Genomic DNA, 15,322 nt, shown 5'->3' with positions numbered 1-15,322 from the left:
CGGTCGGCGAGGAGCCCGTCAGGCCCGAAACGGGCCGGGTGGGCACCTACCCATGCCAGACGGAAGGATGCGGAAGGGACGGGGGGCTAAGGCCCCCCGGTCAGCGCGCCGCGCACTCGACTCCGTAGGACGAAACAGCCGTGTCCCCCTGCCCCGTCCCACCGCCGCCGACCGTGACGACGGCCAATCGCCCGGCCGCAGCGCGATAGTTCCAGCTGCAATAGCCCACGCCGGTTCCGGCGCACCTCTCGGCTTCGACATACCCCTTCTCCACCCATACCCGCGCTTGATCCAGTTTGCCCGGCTTTTCAGCGGGAGGATCGGGGCGCCACCCTTCGGCGGACAGCATCTTCCGCGCCGACGGGATGTCCTCGCCATAGATGTCGGGCACCTTCACGCGGCCGTGGCAGTAGCGGTGCGCCTTCGCGCGATTGGCCAATCGCAGACCTGTCTCCGCAAGGCGCAACTCGCCCACCGGCATGCCCGGCGGGTCGGTCCAGACCAGCAGGCCCGAACCGTCTTCCAGCGCTTCGACGGGCCCCAGTGGCGACGTGTCGTCGTCCTTCGACGTGCTATGCTTGCGAAAGGCCAATGCCACCAGACGCCCCTGATCGAACACCGCCAAATTGGCATTGCGCGCGAAGCAGAGCCCGCTGGTTCCCGGATCGAACCCGCTGACGAAGCTGACGACCTTGAACTTCCCCAGCGGCGCCTCCGAGGTCACGATCCAGCCCGCCCGGCGGACCCATTGCGCAACGGCCGATTGCTTCTTCGGGCGATAGCCGCTGCACGCTTCATCCAAGCGGGAACGCTCCGGAGAGCGGGGCAGTCGCTGCGCCTGGACTAGCTTGTAGGCAGCGAGGTCCGACACCAACGGCAACTCCGAAGCCGAGGCCGGCCGATTGACGGGCCGGCTGCCGGCCGCGGGTCCGGAGGCTGCGGTTGCAGGAAGAAGGACGGCCCCCAGTCCCGCCGCCCCGAGGCAGGTAAGCGCCGCGGCGCCAGCGATGAGAATCTTGCCCCTCATGCAACCTGCCTGCCAGAGGCGCGATACCGAAACAATCCGCCGCGCCGGGCGACTAGCGCTTCCCCGGCTCAACCCGGTCCGCCAGCCGCGCCACGGCGGCGGCGTGGATACCCTGCGTCGTCGCCAGCACGCCGTACGCCTCGCCCGCTGGGGTGTTGAACGCCAGCGCCTGGCCGAGCGCATCGGTCACCGCCGCCCCCGCCTCGCGGGCGAGCAGCACCGCGGCGGCAATGTCCCACTCATGCCCCCAGCGCAGCGTCGCGACGAGGTCGGCCTCGCCCGCCGCGACCATCGCGATGCGCAGCGCGATCGAATTGGGCTTGGGGACCGTGACCAGGTCGCGGTCGACCCTGGGGAGCTGGTCCGCCGGCACCCGCGCACCGGGCAGGTCCGCGCGCTCGGCGGCGTGCAGCGCCGTGCCGTTGCGCCATGCCCCTGCGCCGGCCCGTGCCGTCCACACTTCGCCGCGTGCCGGTGCGTCGAGCACGCCGATCACCGGCTGGCCGTTCTCCACCAGCGCGATCGACACCGCCCAGCCGGACCGCCCGCGCAGATAATCGCGCGTGCCGTCGATTGGATCGACCACCCAGAGCCGGGACAGCGCCAGCCGGTCGGCATTGTCCACCGTCTCTTCCGAAAGCCAACCGGCGTCGGGGAGCAGCGCCCCCAGCCGGTCGCGGAGCAGCGCGTCCACCTCCAGGTCCACCGCGCAGACCGGATGGCCGGGCACCTTTTCCCAGCGCGCGAAATCGCACTGCCAGCGCGCCATCGCGTGGCGCCCCGCCTCGGCGGCGATCGCCGCGATGTCGGCGGCGAGCTCAGGCACCGGCGATCGTCATCCCGTCGATACGGACCGTCGGCGCGTTGATGCCATAGCGGAACTCGAGGTCGTTGGCCGGGGTCAGCGCCAGGAACATGTCCTTGAGGTTGCTCGCGATCGTCACCTCGGAAACCGGCACGGTGAGCTCGCCCTTCTCGATCAGGAAGCCCGCGGCGCCGCGGCTATAGTCGCCGGTCACGCCGTTGACGCCCTGGCCGATCAGCTCGAACACATAGAGGCCATGCTCGATCTCGCCGATCAGCGTCTCGGCGGGCACATGCCCCGCTTCCATATAGAGGTTGCTCGGCGACACGCCGGGCGCGCCGCCCCCGCCGCGGGTGGCGTGGCCGGTCGGCTCGAGCCCGAGCTGGCGCGCCGCGGCGCTCTCCAGCAGCCAGGTCTCCAGCATCCCCTCGCGGACGATCTGCATGCGGCTGACCGGCAGCCCCTCGCCGTCGAACGGGCGCGAGCGCATGCCGCGCGGGCGGTGCGGGTCGTCCCAGATGGTCACGCCCGGCGCGAAGATCTGGGTACCCAGCGCATCGAGCAGGAAGCTGGTCTTGCGGGTGATCGCCGCGCCCGAGATCGCCCCCATCAGATGGCCGAGCAGCCCCGAGGAAACGCGCCGATCGAACACCACCGGCATCGCGCCGCTGGGGATCTTGCGCGGGTTGCGCCGCGCCACCGCGCGCTCGCCGGCCAGCCGGCCGATCGACTCGGGCGAATCCAGCATCGCGGCATGGCGGGCCGAGTGGTGGGCATGGTCGCGCTCCATCGCGCCGCCGCTGCCGGCGAGCACGCTGGCGGAGATGCCATGGCTCGACTGTGCATAGGCGCCGTGGAAGCCGTGGCTGGTCACCAGCGCCAGCTGCACCCGGCTCGCGCCCGCGCCGGCGCCTTCGCTGTTGGTCACGCCCGGCACCGCCCGCGCGGCCTCCTCGGCGGCGAGCGCGCGCGCCTTGAGCGCGGCGGGCTCCACCTCGGCGCCGTCGTCCAGGTCGAGATGCGGCGGCAGCCCGTGCATCAGCCGATCCTCAGGCGCCAGACCCGCCCATTGGTCCTCGGGCGCCTCGCGCGCCATCGCAACGACGCGCTCGACCAGCGTCGCGATCGCGTCGCTGCTCAGGTCGCTGGTCGAGACGCTGGCCGAGCGCTTGCCGACGAACACGCGCAGGTCCAGCTCCTCTGCCTCGGAGCGCTCGACATCCTCCAGCGCCCCCATCCGGACGGAAACGGAAAGCGAGCGGTCGGCGGAGAAGACCGCGTCGGCGGCATCGGCCCCCGCACGGCGGGCACGCGCCACCGCATCGGCGGCGCGCTCCAGGGCCTGATCGTTGTTCAGCATCCCCGCGACTTAGGAGCGCGGGAGCACAAAATCAAAGTCCGGACATTCCCACCACCGCGCAGGCGGCGAGCATCAGGAACCCCGCATCGCGATTGGCGCGGAAACGGCGCAGCGCATTGGCGCCGTCGGCAGGCTTCAGCGTCGCCAGCTGCCAGACGAAATGTACCGCCACCGGCAGCAGCGCGAGCAGCGCCAGCGGATCGGGCCGCACCGTCCAAAGCGCCGCCGCCCACAGCCCCGCCGCGCCGACATAGAGCAGCCCGACGCCGCCCCGCACCTGCGCCCCCATCCGCCGCGCCGAGGAGCGGACCCCGACGATCGCGTCGTCCTCCACATCCTGCAGCGCGTAGATCGTGTCATAGCCGATCACCCACAGGATGGTGCCGGCATAGAGCCACCATTGCGCGCCCTGCCGGCTGGCAAAGGCCGCCCCGGGATCGCCCGCGACGAACCCCACCACCGCACCCGATCCGAACACGATGCCCAGGAACGCCTGCGGCCACCAGGTGATGCGCTTCATGAACGGATAGGCAGCGACCACCGGCAGCGTCGCCAGCGACCAGAGCTTGGCGGGCAGCGGCATCGCCAGCCACACCCCGAAGCCGACAGCCAGCAGCACCGCCAGCCAGGTCCAGGCCGCGCGCAGCGAGACGGCGCCGCTGGGCAGCGGGCGGCTGCGGGTGCGCTCCACCTGCGCGTCGAGGTCGCGATCGACGATATCGTTATAGACGCATCCCGCGCCGCGCATCGCGATCGCGCCGAGCAGCATCGCCCCGATCCGCCACCACGCCCCCTCGGGCAGCCCCGAGAGCAGCGCCCCCCAGGCGCAGGGCAGGAACAGCAGCCACCAGCCGATCGGCCGGTCCAGCCGCGCGAGCAGCGCATAGGGTCGCCAGCCGCGCGGCAACAGGCCGACAAGGCCGCGATGTTCGGTATCGGGGGTGATGGGGGTGGCGCCGGTCATGCCTCGCCTGCTGCCACAAGCGCAGGCCTGCCCCCAAGCCGAAATTTGCGGGCACAATTTTGCGACAATCGCTAGCTAGCGAGACGAATCGGTTTTCGGGTGGAGGGTTCAAAGATGCGGATGCTGGGTTTGGCAGGACTGTTGCTGGTGCTGGCGAGCAATGCGCAGGCGCAGGACGGCCCGCCGCCGCCGGGTGGCCCGGGCGGCCCCGGGGGGCCTGGGGCCCCGCGTCCGCGCGGCCTGTTCATCAGCCCGATGGGCGAGCCGTTCCGCGGCACCACGGACGGCAAGGCCCCGGCCGATGCATGGTTCGACGGCGCCGACGCCGATCATGACGGCGCGCTGAGCCTCGACGAGTTCCGCGACGATGCGATGCGCTGGTTCAAGGTGCTCGATCGCAAGGGCGACGGCGAGATCGACCCCGGCGACATCGAGCATTACGAGACCGTGCTCGCCCCCGAGGCGCGCGGCGGCGGCTTCGAGACCGGCGGCCCGACGATGGGCGACAATGGCGAGGTGAAGGCCGCCGACATCGGCTCCACCCGCGTGCTGAGCGGCCTTGCGCGGTTCAACTATCTCGGCAGCCCCGAGCCGGTGACCGCGGCGGACACCAGCCTGAACGGCGGCGTCAGCGCGATCGAGTTCATGAGCTCGGCCAAGCGCCGCTTCGACCTGCTCGACACCAACCATGACGGCAAGATCACCAAGGCCGAACTGCCCGACCTCCACCCCGGCGCGTTCAAGCGCGGGGGTCGCGGCGGGCGCGGCGGCGGTGGCGAGGGCGGCGGCCGGCGCGGCGGCGGCGGGCATCGCGGTGGCGGCATGGGCGGCAGCATGGGCGGCGGCATCGGCGGCGGCATGGGCGGCTAAACCCACTCACCCTCACCCTCCCCACCGCCTACGGCGGCGGGTCAGCATGGGGTCGGCCCTGCCCCCAGCAGGGCCTGAACAGCGCGGGGCGCTGTTCACCCGATGCTCCCTCTCCCGCAGGCGGGAGAGGGCCGAGGTTAGAATCCCTCTCCCGCCTGCGGGAGAGGGAGGGAGGCGCGAAGCGCCGGAAGGGTGAGGGTGAGTCGGGGTCGGTGAGGGTGGCTAAGGGAAGCCCCTACTCCCGCTCCGGCACCGGCACATTGAACCCGTTGAGCGTCACCGAAACCAGGCTGTACAGCCCCACCAGATAGATCAGCTCGTTCGCCCCATGCTGGCCGAAGGTCTCCACCGCCAGCCGGTAGCAAGGCTCGGGCAACACCCCGCCCTTCACCAGCGCATAGGCGACGTCGAACGCGACATTTTCCTGCTCGTCCAGATCCACGGGTTTGAGCCCCGCGCAGATCGCCGAGATCCGCGCCGGGGACATCTTCTCGGTCTCGGCCACCGCGACATGCGCGTAGATCTCGTACGCCGCATCGAAATGCGCGCCGGTGACGAGGATCGCGATCTGCCGCGCCGGATCGGGCAGCGTCGCTTCCATCGACATCGCCTTGGTCAGTTCCCAGATCGCGCCGCCGATCTTCGGCTCGTGCAGCCAGGGGTTCCACGGTCCCATCAGGCTGCCGTCCTCGCCCACCGCGACAAAGGCGTTGAAGTTGGACGAAATGCCGCGCTTCATGTCGTCATAAAGCGGCTTCTGGTCGTCGGAGAGCTGGTCGGGCTTCAGGAGGGGCAGGCGCATGGTCGTGCAGTCCTTCGCTGGGCGCGGCGGGGATGCCGCGCTGCACAAATGCTACAGCACGCGGTTGGCTCCGGCGATCCTACGCGAGGATATGGGTCGCCGCTGAAGCAGCGGCTGCAGAACGGATCCGGGGAAGCTGAACGTCCGTAAATGGTGGAGAGCGGACGTTGCCTTCCAGCCCCTTAATCAGCATTTTATGGGGATGAAGATCAGGGTCATGACCGATTACGACTGCGCCCCGCTTTGGTGGGACGATCAGGAGCGCGCGGGGGACATCAGGCCTGAAGACATCGGCCTCAGTCCGCAGCTCGTCGCCGATTTGTGGTCTTGGGCAGGCATTTACGACGCGACTTTGAATCGAGACGATCCGAGGGCCTCGGGATTTGCGTCGAAGGCGGACGAGCAAGCATTCGAAGAGCAAGGACGCCTACTGTCACGCGCTGTCGCTTCGGAGTTAATCGGTTGGGATGTCCGCTACTGGCGCGACGCTTAGGTCCGCCAGTGGGCGGAAGCCGACACCATCGCTTAGCTGCGAAATTACGGCGACCAGTAGGTAGCCCATCCGCGGATCCCGCCATACTCCGCAGCCGGCGCCGGGTTGGCTCCTGCGATCGCACGCTAGCCTCGTCAGAGAACGCGCCGCACGCCGGGGATCGCCCGCAACGCGGCGGCAACCGCGAAGGCGCCGAGACAGGCGGCGGCGGAAACCCCGACGAACTTGACCAAGGGCGCATAGGGCATGGTCGCCGCCCATCTGCCGAGCGCGACGACGACCGGCGGGTGCACGATAAACGCGCCGAACGCATTCGCTGCGAACCACTGCCCCACCGCTCCCGACTGCCGTCCGGGCTTCGTGGCCCAGGCGAACAGCGTCAGGATCACCCCGGTCGCGACGAACGGCTCCCACAGCGCATAATAGAGCGCGTTCCAGTTCCATCCGCCTTCGAAGCCGCCCGCAGCACCGTGCAGGAGGAGCACGACGGGAAGCGTCGCAATGGCAAGCACGGCGACCGCCAGCCAGGGCAGCGCCGCGCGCATCGCGATCCGCTCCAGCAGCCGATGCGGCGCAGCGGCGATGCCGGCCAGGAACAGCAGGATGTAGCCGGGGAAATAACCGAGCTGCAGCCACAGCACCTCGTGGCCGACCGGGATCACCAGCCGCACCGCGAACGCCATTAGGCCGATCCCGACCATCGCCAGCAGGAAAATCGACGCCCGGGGCAGCGCCACCGCCGTTCGCCCGTCGGCCGGAAACGCGCCGGCCCGGCGCAACAGGGCATAGACATGCGCGAAGATCAGCAGCGCGATCGCGAACCAGAGCGGGCCGGGGCCATGCGTCCCGCCGACGATCCCCTGCCCCCAGCGCCGCAGCAGATCCGCACCGCCGGTGGCGTCGGCGAGCGCGACGGTAAGCGGGAACAGGATGAAGAAGAACGCCAGCAGCGGCAGCCCGAGCCGGATCCAGCGGTCCGCCAGATAGCGGCCCGCGCCCTTCCGGTCGAACGAGGCCGGCGTGTAATAGCCGGCGAGCAGGAAGAACAAGCCCATGAAATAGGACTGGTTGACCGCATTGAACATCACCAGCAGCGGGTTCGACGCGTTGGGTTCTTCCCGCCAGAACCATCCCCCCGACCCGCCATAGACGATCGCGCTATGGTGCAGGATGACGAGCATCGTCATCAGCACGCGCACCAGATCGATGCCGGCGTTGCGCTGTGTCGGGGCGGGTGCGGGGGTCGAGACCATTCCCCCGGTATGAAGCGAAACGTTGCGCTCGCCAACCGATCTGCGCGTGTCGGCTTTACCCCGCCGCCAGCGCCGCGGGGATGCCGTCGATCACGAACTGCACCGCCAGCGCCGCGAGCAGCACGCCGAGCAGCCGCGACACCACCGCCTCGATCCGCGCGCCGACGATCCGCATGATCGGCCCCGCCGCCAGCAGCGCCAGCACGCACAGCAGCAGCACCGCGAGCATCGCCGCCAGCACGACCAGCGACTGCTCGATGCCCTTGCTTTGCGCCATCAGCAGCATCACCGAGGCGATCGATCCCGGCCCGGCGATCATCGGCATCGCCATCGGGAAGATCGAGATGTCGACCGGATCCTCGGCCTTCACCTTCTCCGCGCGGTCCTCGCGGCGTTCGGTGCGCTTCTCGAACACCATCTCCAGCGCGATCAGGAACAGCATGATGCCGCCGGCGATGCGGAAGGCGTTGAGGCTGATCCCCAGCGCGTGGAGCAGCGCCTCGCCGAACAGCGCGAAGCCGAACAGGATGATCGCGGCGACCATCACCGCGCGCACCGCCATCGCGCGGCGATGCACGGCGTTGGTCCCCGCCGTCAGCCCCGCGAAGATCGGCGCGCAGCCGGGCGGGTCAATGATGACGAAGAAGGTGACGAAGGACGAGACGAACAGCTCGATCAAATCGCGTCTGCCTCGAGCGGGACTCCGGCATTGCGGTGCGCGGCGACCAAAGTGTTGCGCAGCAGACAGGCAATGGTCATCGGGCCGACACCACCCGGCACCGGCGTGATCGCGCCCGCGACGCTCGCCGCGCCGTCGAAGTCGACATCGCCGACCAGGCCGTTGTCGGTGCGGTTGATGCCGACGTCGATCACCGTGGCGCCGGGCTTCAGCCACTCGCCCTTGACGAAATGCGGGATGCCCACCGCCGCCACGACGATATCGGCATGGCGGAGATAATGCGGCAGGTTGCGGGTGCGCGAATGAACGATCGTCACCGTCGCGCTCGCCTTGGTGAGCAGGGCCGCCATCGGCTTGCCGACGATGTTCGAGCGGCCGATCACCACCGCGTCGAGGCCGGACAGGCTGCCCAGCTTGTCCTGCAGCAGCATCAGGCAGCCCAGCGGGGTGCAGGGCACGAAGCCCTCCAGGCCCGTCGCGAGCCGGCCGGCATTGACCGGGTGGAAGCCGTCCACGTCCTTCTCGGGCGAGATGCGCAGCAGCACGTCGAGTTCGTTGATGTGCTTGGGCAGCGGCAGCTGGACGAGGATGCCGTCCACCGACGCGTCCTTATTCAGCTTGTCGACCAGCGCGAGCAGGTCCGCCTGCGTGGTGTCGGCGGGCAGCTTGTGCTCGAAGCTCGCCATGCCGGCCTCGCGCGTCTGCTTGCCCTTGGAGCGGACATAGACGGCGGAGGCGGGGTCCTCGCCCACCAGCACCACGGCGAGGCCGGGCACGCGGCCCGCCGCCGCTTCGAATGCAGGAACCAGGGTCGCGATGCGGGCGCGCAGGCCCGCGGCAAATGCCTTGCCGTCGATGATCTCAGCCGTCATGCGCCTCGCCATAGAGGCTGCGGGCGATTTGTTCCAGCGCCGCACCGTCTCCCGCGATCGAAAGTCGCTTGAGTCGCGACGTCTCGCCCGCGATCAGCGTTACGTCGCGCTTGGGAACCCCGAACGCCTTGGCGACCAGCGGCACCAGCGCGGCATTGGCGGCGCCCTCCACCGGGGGTGCGGCGAGGCGGGCGGCGAAATGCTCGTCGGTGCCGGCCGCCAGCACGTCGCGCGACGCACGGGGCGTCACGCGCACGGCGATCTCGATTCCGGTGGCGCTAGGCCGCCAGGCCGGCACGGCTCAGAACGCGGCGCCGGCGATCATGATCGCGATCCGCGGGATCACGATGTTCTGCAGGATGTAGAGGATCAGCAGCACGACCAAAGGCGAGAGATCCAGCGCGCCGAAATCGGGCAGGATGCGCCGGAAGGGGCGGTAGAGCGGCTCGGTGATCCGGTACAGCGCGTTCCAAACCGCGCGGACGAAATCGCTGTGCGTGTTGATGACGTTGAACTGGATCAGCCACGACAGCACCGCCTGGATCACGATGATCCACCAGACGATGTTGAGCAGCACCTGCACGATCTGCAGCAGCATCAGGCCAATCTGGGTCAATTCACTCTCCGCGACACCGTTTCAGGTGCGATATAGGATGAAATGCGCGCCGAACAATCAGGCGTGCACCAGCGTACCGACGCCCTGGCGAGTAAAGATCTCCAGCAGCATGCCGTGCGGGATGCGCCCGTCGAGGATCACCGCCGCATCGACGCCCGCCGCCACCGCGTTGACGCAGGTCTCCACCTTGGGGATCATCCCGCCCGAGATGGTGCCGTCGTCCTTCAGCGCCTGCACCCGCGCCGCATCGAGATCGGTGAGCAGGTCGCCGGTCTTGCTCAGCACGCCGGGCACGTCGGTCAGCAGGAAGAAGCGCTTCGCGCCGCACGCCCCCGCGATCGCGCCCGCCATGGTATCGGCGTTGATATTGTAGGTGTGCCCGTCCGCGCCCAGCGCGATCGGCGACACGACAGGAATGAAGCCCGACGCCGCAAGCGACTGGAGAATGGAGATGTCCACCGCCACCGGCTCGCCGACGAAGCCGAGGTCGACATGCCGTTCGATGCCCTGCAGCGGATCGGCCTCGGTGCGCTGCACCTTCTCGGCGCGGACCAGGCCCGCATCCTTGCCCGAGATGCCCACGGCCTTGCCGCCGGCCGCGGCGATCCAGGCGACGATTTCCTTGTTGATCGATCCGGCCAGGACCATCTCGGCGATCTCGGCGGTCGCCTTGTCGGTCACCCGCAGGCCGCCCACGAAGGTCGATTCGACGCCCAGGCGCTTGAGCATCCGGCCGATCTGCGGGCCGCCGCCATGGACGACGATCGGGTTGATCCCCACCGCCTTCAGTAACACCACGTCCTCGGCGAAGTCGCGCGCCAGCTCGGGATCGCCCATGGCGTGGCCGCCATATTTCACGACGAAGGTGGCGCCGGCATAACGCTGCAGATAGGGCAGCGCCTCGGTGAGGGTCTCGGCCTTGGCGAGCAGCGCCGGATGGGGTGCGTGGTCGGTCATGCGCGGCCCTTTAGAGCCGCTCAGGCCCTACGTCCATCGAGAGCGCGTCCCAAGGCCACCGCGCCGGTGATCAGGAACGGCACGAGCACGATCGACAGCACCACCTTGGTGAGCATCTGCCCGGCCATCAGCTCGAGGATCGGCCGTTCGCCGAGGAAGGAGATGCTGATGAACAGCACGGTATCGACGATCTGCGACACCACACTCGCCACCATGCCGCGGAACCACACCAGCCCGCCCGGCCCTTCCCGCCCGCGCAGCTTGTTGAAGATAAACACGTTGAGCGTCTGCGACGTGCCGTAGGAGATGAAGCCGGCAAGCATCATCCGCATCCCCTGCCCGACGACGATCGGGAAGGCGGCGACCGCGGGCGGATACATGCCGGGATCGGTCGGCAGGATCAGCACCAGCTGGATCAGCGCGGCGGACATCAGCAGCGGCACGAAGCCCAGCCGCACCAGCCCGGTGGCGATCGCCTGGCCGTGCAGCTCGGCCACCGCGCTCGACAGCACGACGAGCAGCAGGAAGGCGAAGATCCCCGCCTCCACCGCCAGCGGGCCGAGCGCTACCTGCTTCACGCCCAGCACGCCCGCCATGCAGACCATGCCGCCATAGAGGATGGCATAAACGAACAGCGAACGGGGGATGGCGAGCTTGGGGGTATCCATCGCCGGGTGCTAGCGCCAAAGGCGGCGCGGTGGAAGGGGCGGGGGTGTCTCGACTGTGGGCCGTGATGCCGCCAAAGGCAACGCTCGGCGCTTCTGTCGACTGGCGACCGTTGGTGGCTAGGGGTCGTACGGGATTTAGACTGCCCCAGATGATGCGAGGGGTTTCGGCGACGAACTCCCGGGCGATATCGCGGAGCATCGCCGGTTCGTCGGCGAGGTAGCGCGGCATTGGTGTTTCCCTCTCCCTCTCCCGCTTGCGGGAGAGGGCCGGGGTGAGGGTGAGTCGGGCGAAGAAAAGGGCCGCATTCGCCCCCCACACCCTCACCCTTCCGCCGCCTGGCGGCGGCTCCCTCCCTCTCCCGCAGGCGGGAGAGGGAAAGCACGCAGCAACCATTTCTCTTCGCTCCGACGCACCGAAGGTGGACGAAGAGGGTAACGTCCGCAGCCGGGCGAATGTGATCGCGGTCCGTATTCGCCTGCGAACAGCGCCAGACGTTCCACCGCGAACCCGAAAAATGCCGCATCAGCAAATGAAGGCCCAGCCCTCCAAGCCGTCATCCCGGCGAAAGCCGGGATCCATTTGCCGCTTCGCCTCAGCAAGCGCGAGAACGGAGACCCCAATGGATCCGGCTTCCGCCGGGATGACGCGCCTCGCGGGTCTACGCACGCCTGACCGCCCCTAAGGCCCCGCTTGCCGCCCCCGCCCGCACAGCTATGGTACCGTCCATCACATCCCCGGGGGACTCCGCTTCCATGCCGTCCATGCGCCTGCTCTGCACCACTGCCCTGATCGCGCTCGCCGCGCCTGCCCTGCCCGCCCCCGCCCAGCAGGCCCCTACCGCCACCGCGCCCGCGCCCGCGCCGCTGTCCACGCTCGTTGATCAGGTGAAGCTCCCCTATGAGCAGTTCACGCTCGACAACGGCCTGCGCGTCATCGTGCATACCGATCGCAAGGCACCCGTCGTCGCGCTGTCGGTGTGGTACGATGTCGGTTCCACCTTCGAGCCTGCCGGCAAGACCGGCTTCGCGCATCTGTTCGAGCATCTGATGTTCAACGGCTCGCAGAACGCCCCCGGCGATTTCTTCGAGCCGCTCAAGCAGGTCGGCGCGACCGATCTCAACGGCACCACCAGCTTCGATCGCACCAATTATTTCGAGACGGTGCCCAAGCCCGCGCTCGCCCGCGCGCTGTTCCTCGAAAGCGACCGAATGGGCTGGCTGACCCCGGCGATCACCCAGGCCGTGCTCGACGAGCAGCGCGGCGTCGTCCAGAACGAAAAGCGCCAGGGCGACAACCAGCCCTATGGCCTGATGAAATATCCGATGTTCGCCGAATTGTTCGGCGGCACCCCCTATGGGCATCTGCCGATCGGATCGATGGCCGATCTCGACAAGGCCAGCCTCGCCGATGTGAAGGGCTGGTTCCACGACCATTATGGCCCGAACAACGCCGTGCTGGTCCTTGCCGGCGACATCGACGCGGCCGAGGCGCGGCCACTGGTCGAGAAATATTTCGGGAGCATCCCGCGTGGCCCGAAGAGCACCCCGCCCAGCGTGACGATGCCGGTCCGCGCCGCGCCCAAGACGATCCTGCTCAAGGACAGCGTGCCCGCCGCGCTGATCGTGCGCAGCTGGGCGATCCCCGGGCTCAACGACCCGGATTCGGTCGCACTCGAAGTGTTCGGCCAGGTGCTCGGCGGGCTTGCCAGTTCGCGGCTCGACAATGCGCTGGTCCGCAAGGAGAAGCTGGTCGTCAACGTTTCGGCCGGCGCCTATCCGAACGCGCTGCTCGGCATGTTCCAGATCCAGGCGGTGCTCAAGCCGGGGGTCGACCCGGCGCTGGTCAACCAGCGGATCGATGCGATCCTGGCCGAGCTGCTCGCCAAGGGCCCGACCGCGGACGAAGTGCAGCGCGTCGCCACCACCAATGTCGCGAGCACGATCGCCGGACTGGAATCGGCGCGCGCCCAGGCCGCGACGCTGGCCGAGGGCGCGCTCTATTCCAACGACCCCGGCTTCTTCCGCAAGCGCCTCGGCGAGCTGGCCGCGATGACCCCCGCCAAGGCACGCGCCGCTGCCGCCAAATGGCTGACGCGGCCGGCGCTGACCATCCGCGTCGAGCCGGGCGCGCGCGAGGCCTATCAGGAATCGACGCCGGTCCCGCCCGCCGCCCCCGCGGCCCAGGAGGCGATTCCCAAGGGCACGCGCGGGCCCCTGCCCGATGTCGGCCCGGTGCGCGACATCCGCTTCCCCGACGTGACCCGGACCAGGCTGTCGAACGGCATGGAAGTGATCTACGCGCAGCAGAGCGCGGTGCCGATCACCCAGGTCTCGCTCAGCTTCGACGCCGGCGTCACCGCCGATCCGGATGGCAAGGCGGGCACCCAGAACCTCGCGCTGTCGCTGCTCGAGGAAGGCACCACCAGCCGCGATTCGATTGCGATCGCCGAGGCCGAGGAGCGGCTGGGTGCCAATATCGGCGCGGGCAGCTCGGCCGATCGGACGTACCTTACACTCACCCTCCCGAGCACCAATCTGGGCGGCGCGGTGGAGCTGTTCGCCGATGTCGTGCGGCACCCCGCCTTCGCGCCCGCCGAAGTCGAGCGGATCCGCGCGACGACGCTGACCGGCATCCAGTTCGAGCTGAGCGACCCGAGCGGCCTCGCCAATCGCGTGCTGCCGGGCCTCCTCTACGGCAGCGCCTATCCCTATGCGAAGCTCGGCAACGGCTCGGGCGATCCTGCCGCGGTCGCCAAGCTGTCGCGCGACGATCTGTTCGCCTTCCACCGCGCCTGGATCCGGCCGGACAAGGCCAAGGTCTTCGTGGTCAGCGACCTGCCGCTGGCGCAGGTCAAGGCGGCGCTGGAGGCGCGCTTCGGCGACTGGAAGGGCGAGGGCGCCGCCGGCGTCAAGGCGTTCGCCGGCAAGCCCCAGCCGACCGGCGCCCGCATCGTGCTGGTCGACCGGCCCGCTTCGCCCCAGTCGCTGATCCAGGCCGGGCAGATGACGTCGCTCGATCCGACCGGGGACCTGCTCGTCGCGATCACCGCCAACCAGGTGCTGGGCGGCGGCTTCCTGTCGCGGATCAACATGGAACTGCGCGAGAACAAGCATTGGTCGTACGGCGCGGGCGGCGGGTTCAACTGGCTCGAACATGCCGTGCCCTATGCGGTTGAAGCGCCCGTCCAGGCCGACCGCACCGGCGACTCCATCCAGGCGATCCGCCAGCAGGTGCGCGACTTCCTGACCACCAAGGGCGTCACCTCGGCCGAGCTCACCCGCGAGGTCAACGGCGCCACCCGCGAGCTGGCCGGGCGATTCGAAACCGCGGGCGCGGTGCTCGGCGCGATGCAGCAGAACGACATCCGTCACCGCCCGGACGATTATTACGACAGCATCGCGCAAAAATATCGGGCGCTCACCGCCCCCCAGCTTGACGCTGCGGCACGCGGGGCACTCGATGTCGATCGCTTCGTTTGGGTGGTGGTGGGCGACGCCGCCAAGGTCCGCCCGCAGCTTGACAGCCTCGGCCTCCCTGTCGAGGTGATCAGCGCAGCGTCGCTGGCTGGGAAGGCCCCGCCGGCAACCAAGTAATCACGCGAAGGAGAGTTCTACGATGGCGAATGTGGATGGCAGCTGGAACACCGTGACCAAGTCGCCGCTGGGCGATCAGGAAGCGACCCTCAACGTCACCAGCAACGGCGATACGTTCACCGGCAGCTTCAACGGCGCGATGGGCCAGACCGAGATCAAGGACGGCAAGGTCAATGGCGACACGCTGAGCTGGTCGCTCGACATTTCGGTGCCGATGCCGATGACGCTCACCTGCGAAGCGACCGTCAACGGCGACAGCCTCGACGGCACCGTCACCGCGGGCGCGTTCGGCAGCTTCCCAATCACGGGTACGCGGGCGTAAGTCTCTGAAATCCTCCCCTGCAAGGGGAGGTGGCGCGCGC

16 protein-coding genes are annotated in these 15,322 nt (G+C 69.0%); 4 read left to right on the top strand and 12 right to left on the bottom strand.

What is annotated here, in order from left to right; genetic code table 11:
• Positions 1-100 precede the first annotated feature (100 nt).
• The 4 genes from BM009_RS13990 to ubiA are packed head-to-tail and all read right to left on the bottom strand — an operon-like array spanning position 101 to position 4,156.
• Positions 101-1,027: a hypothetical protein gene (locus BM009_RS13990; protein ID WP_139216623.1), complete on the bottom strand. Its 927-nt coding sequence runs from the start codon at positions 1,025-1,027 to the stop codon at positions 101-103.
• A gap of 52 nt (positions 1,028-1,079) precedes the next feature.
• Positions 1,080-1,853 carry a 3'(2'),5'-bisphosphate nucleotidase CysQ gene (locus BM009_RS13985; protein WP_093297092.1) on the bottom strand — a complete coding sequence of 258 codons (774 nt, stop codon included), beginning with the start codon at positions 1,851-1,853 and terminating at the stop codon, positions 1,080-1,082.
• Positions 1,846-3,192: a TldD/PmbA family protein gene (locus BM009_RS13980; RefSeq protein ID WP_093297090.1), complete on the bottom strand. Its 1,347-nt coding sequence runs from the start codon at positions 3,190-3,192 to the stop codon at positions 1,846-1,848. The genes BM009_RS13985 and BM009_RS13980 overlap by 8 nt, the downstream gene beginning before the upstream one ends.
• Positions 3,193-3,223: 31 nt before the next feature.
• Positions 3,224-4,156, bottom strand: a complete 933-nt coding sequence (gene ubiA / locus BM009_RS13975; protein WP_093297089.1) for a 4-hydroxybenzoate octaprenyltransferase — start codon at positions 4,154-4,156, stop codon at positions 3,224-3,226.
• Between the two features lie 114 nt (positions 4,157-4,270).
• Here ubiA and BM009_RS13970 point away from each other — a divergent pair, with 114 nt between their 5' ends.
• Complete coding sequence (locus BM009_RS13970) at positions 4,271-5,026, top strand: EF-hand domain-containing protein (protein WP_093297087.1); 756 nt, start codon at positions 4,271-4,273, stop codon at positions 5,024-5,026.
• 235 nt (positions 5,027-5,261) lie between these two features.
• Here BM009_RS13970 and BM009_RS13965 read toward each other — a convergent pair whose 3' ends face one another.
• The gene (locus BM009_RS13965; RefSeq protein ID WP_093297086.1) at positions 5,262-5,828 is read right to left on the bottom strand and encodes a carboxymuconolactone decarboxylase family protein; all 567 of its coding nucleotides are present in this window, start codon (positions 5,826-5,828) and stop codon (positions 5,262-5,264) included.
• Between the two features lie 217 nt (positions 5,829-6,045).
• Here BM009_RS13965 and BM009_RS13960 point away from each other — a divergent pair, with 217 nt between their 5' ends.
• A complete protein-coding gene (locus BM009_RS13960) occupies positions 6,046-6,321 on the top strand; it encodes a hypothetical protein (protein WP_175488018.1) in 276 nt (91 codons plus the stop codon).
• A gap of 134 nt (positions 6,322-6,455) precedes the next feature.
• On the opposite strand, the gene BM009_RS13955 is transcribed toward BM009_RS13960, so the two are convergent.
• The 7 genes from BM009_RS13955 to BM009_RS13925 form a co-directional block, all read right to left on the bottom strand.
• Entirely contained in the window at positions 6,456-7,574 is a 1,119-nt protein-coding gene (locus BM009_RS13955; RefSeq protein WP_093297083.1) for an acyltransferase family protein, read from the bottom strand.
• A 55-nt stretch (positions 7,575-7,629) separates the two neighbouring features.
• A complete protein-coding gene (locus BM009_RS13950; RefSeq protein ID WP_093297082.1) occupies positions 7,630-8,253 on the bottom strand; it encodes a MarC family protein in 624 nt (207 codons plus the stop codon).
• On the bottom strand, positions 8,250-9,125 hold the full coding sequence (gene folD, locus BM009_RS13945; RefSeq protein ID WP_093297080.1) for a bifunctional methylenetetrahydrofolate dehydrogenase/methenyltetrahydrofolate cyclohydrolase FolD: 876 nt from the start codon (positions 9,123-9,125) through the stop codon (positions 8,250-8,252). The genes BM009_RS13950 and folD overlap by 4 nt, the downstream gene beginning before the upstream one ends.
• Positions 9,115-9,423 (bottom strand): DUF167 domain-containing protein, encoded by a 309-nt coding sequence (locus BM009_RS13940; RefSeq protein WP_064310313.1) that lies wholly within the window; start codon positions 9,421-9,423, stop codon positions 9,115-9,117. Before BM009_RS13940 ends, folD begins: the two co-directional genes overlap by 11 nt.
• Before the next feature lie 3 nt (positions 9,424-9,426).
• Positions 9,427-9,723: a YggT family protein gene (locus BM009_RS13935; RefSeq protein WP_175488043.1), complete on the bottom strand. Its 297-nt coding sequence runs from the start codon at positions 9,721-9,723 to the stop codon at positions 9,427-9,429.
• A gap of 75 nt (positions 9,724-9,798) precedes the next feature.
• The gene (gene argB / locus BM009_RS13930) at positions 9,799-10,698 is read right to left on the bottom strand and encodes an acetylglutamate kinase (RefSeq protein WP_093297079.1); all 900 of its coding nucleotides are present in this window, start codon (positions 10,696-10,698) and stop codon (positions 9,799-9,801) included.
• 20 nt (positions 10,699-10,718) lie between these two features.
• Positions 10,719-11,366 (bottom strand): queuosine precursor transporter, encoded by a 648-nt coding sequence (locus tag BM009_RS13925; RefSeq protein WP_093297078.1) that lies wholly within the window; start codon positions 11,364-11,366, stop codon positions 10,719-10,721.
• Between the two features lie 753 nt (positions 11,367-12,119).
• Between BM009_RS13925 and BM009_RS13920 the strand changes: the two genes are divergently transcribed.
• Both BM009_RS13920 and BM009_RS13915 read left to right on the top strand, forming a co-directional pair.
• On the top strand, positions 12,120-14,960 hold the full coding sequence (locus BM009_RS13920; RefSeq protein ID WP_093297076.1) for a M16 family metallopeptidase: 2,841 nt from the start codon (positions 12,120-12,122) through the stop codon (positions 14,958-14,960).
• A 22-nt stretch (positions 14,961-14,982) separates the two neighbouring features.
• Positions 14,983-15,282, top strand: a complete 300-nt coding sequence (locus BM009_RS13915; RefSeq protein ID WP_093297075.1) for a hypothetical protein — start codon at positions 14,983-14,985, stop codon at positions 15,280-15,282.
• The last annotated feature ends 40 nt before the right edge of the window (positions 15,283-15,322 follow it).

This window comes from Sphingomonas sp. NFR04 (genome assembly GCF_900114095.1).
GTDB lineage: Bacteria > Pseudomonadota > Alphaproteobacteria > Sphingomonadales > Sphingomonadaceae > Sphingomonas.
This window is presented reverse-complemented; position numbering and strand designations above follow the sequence as displayed.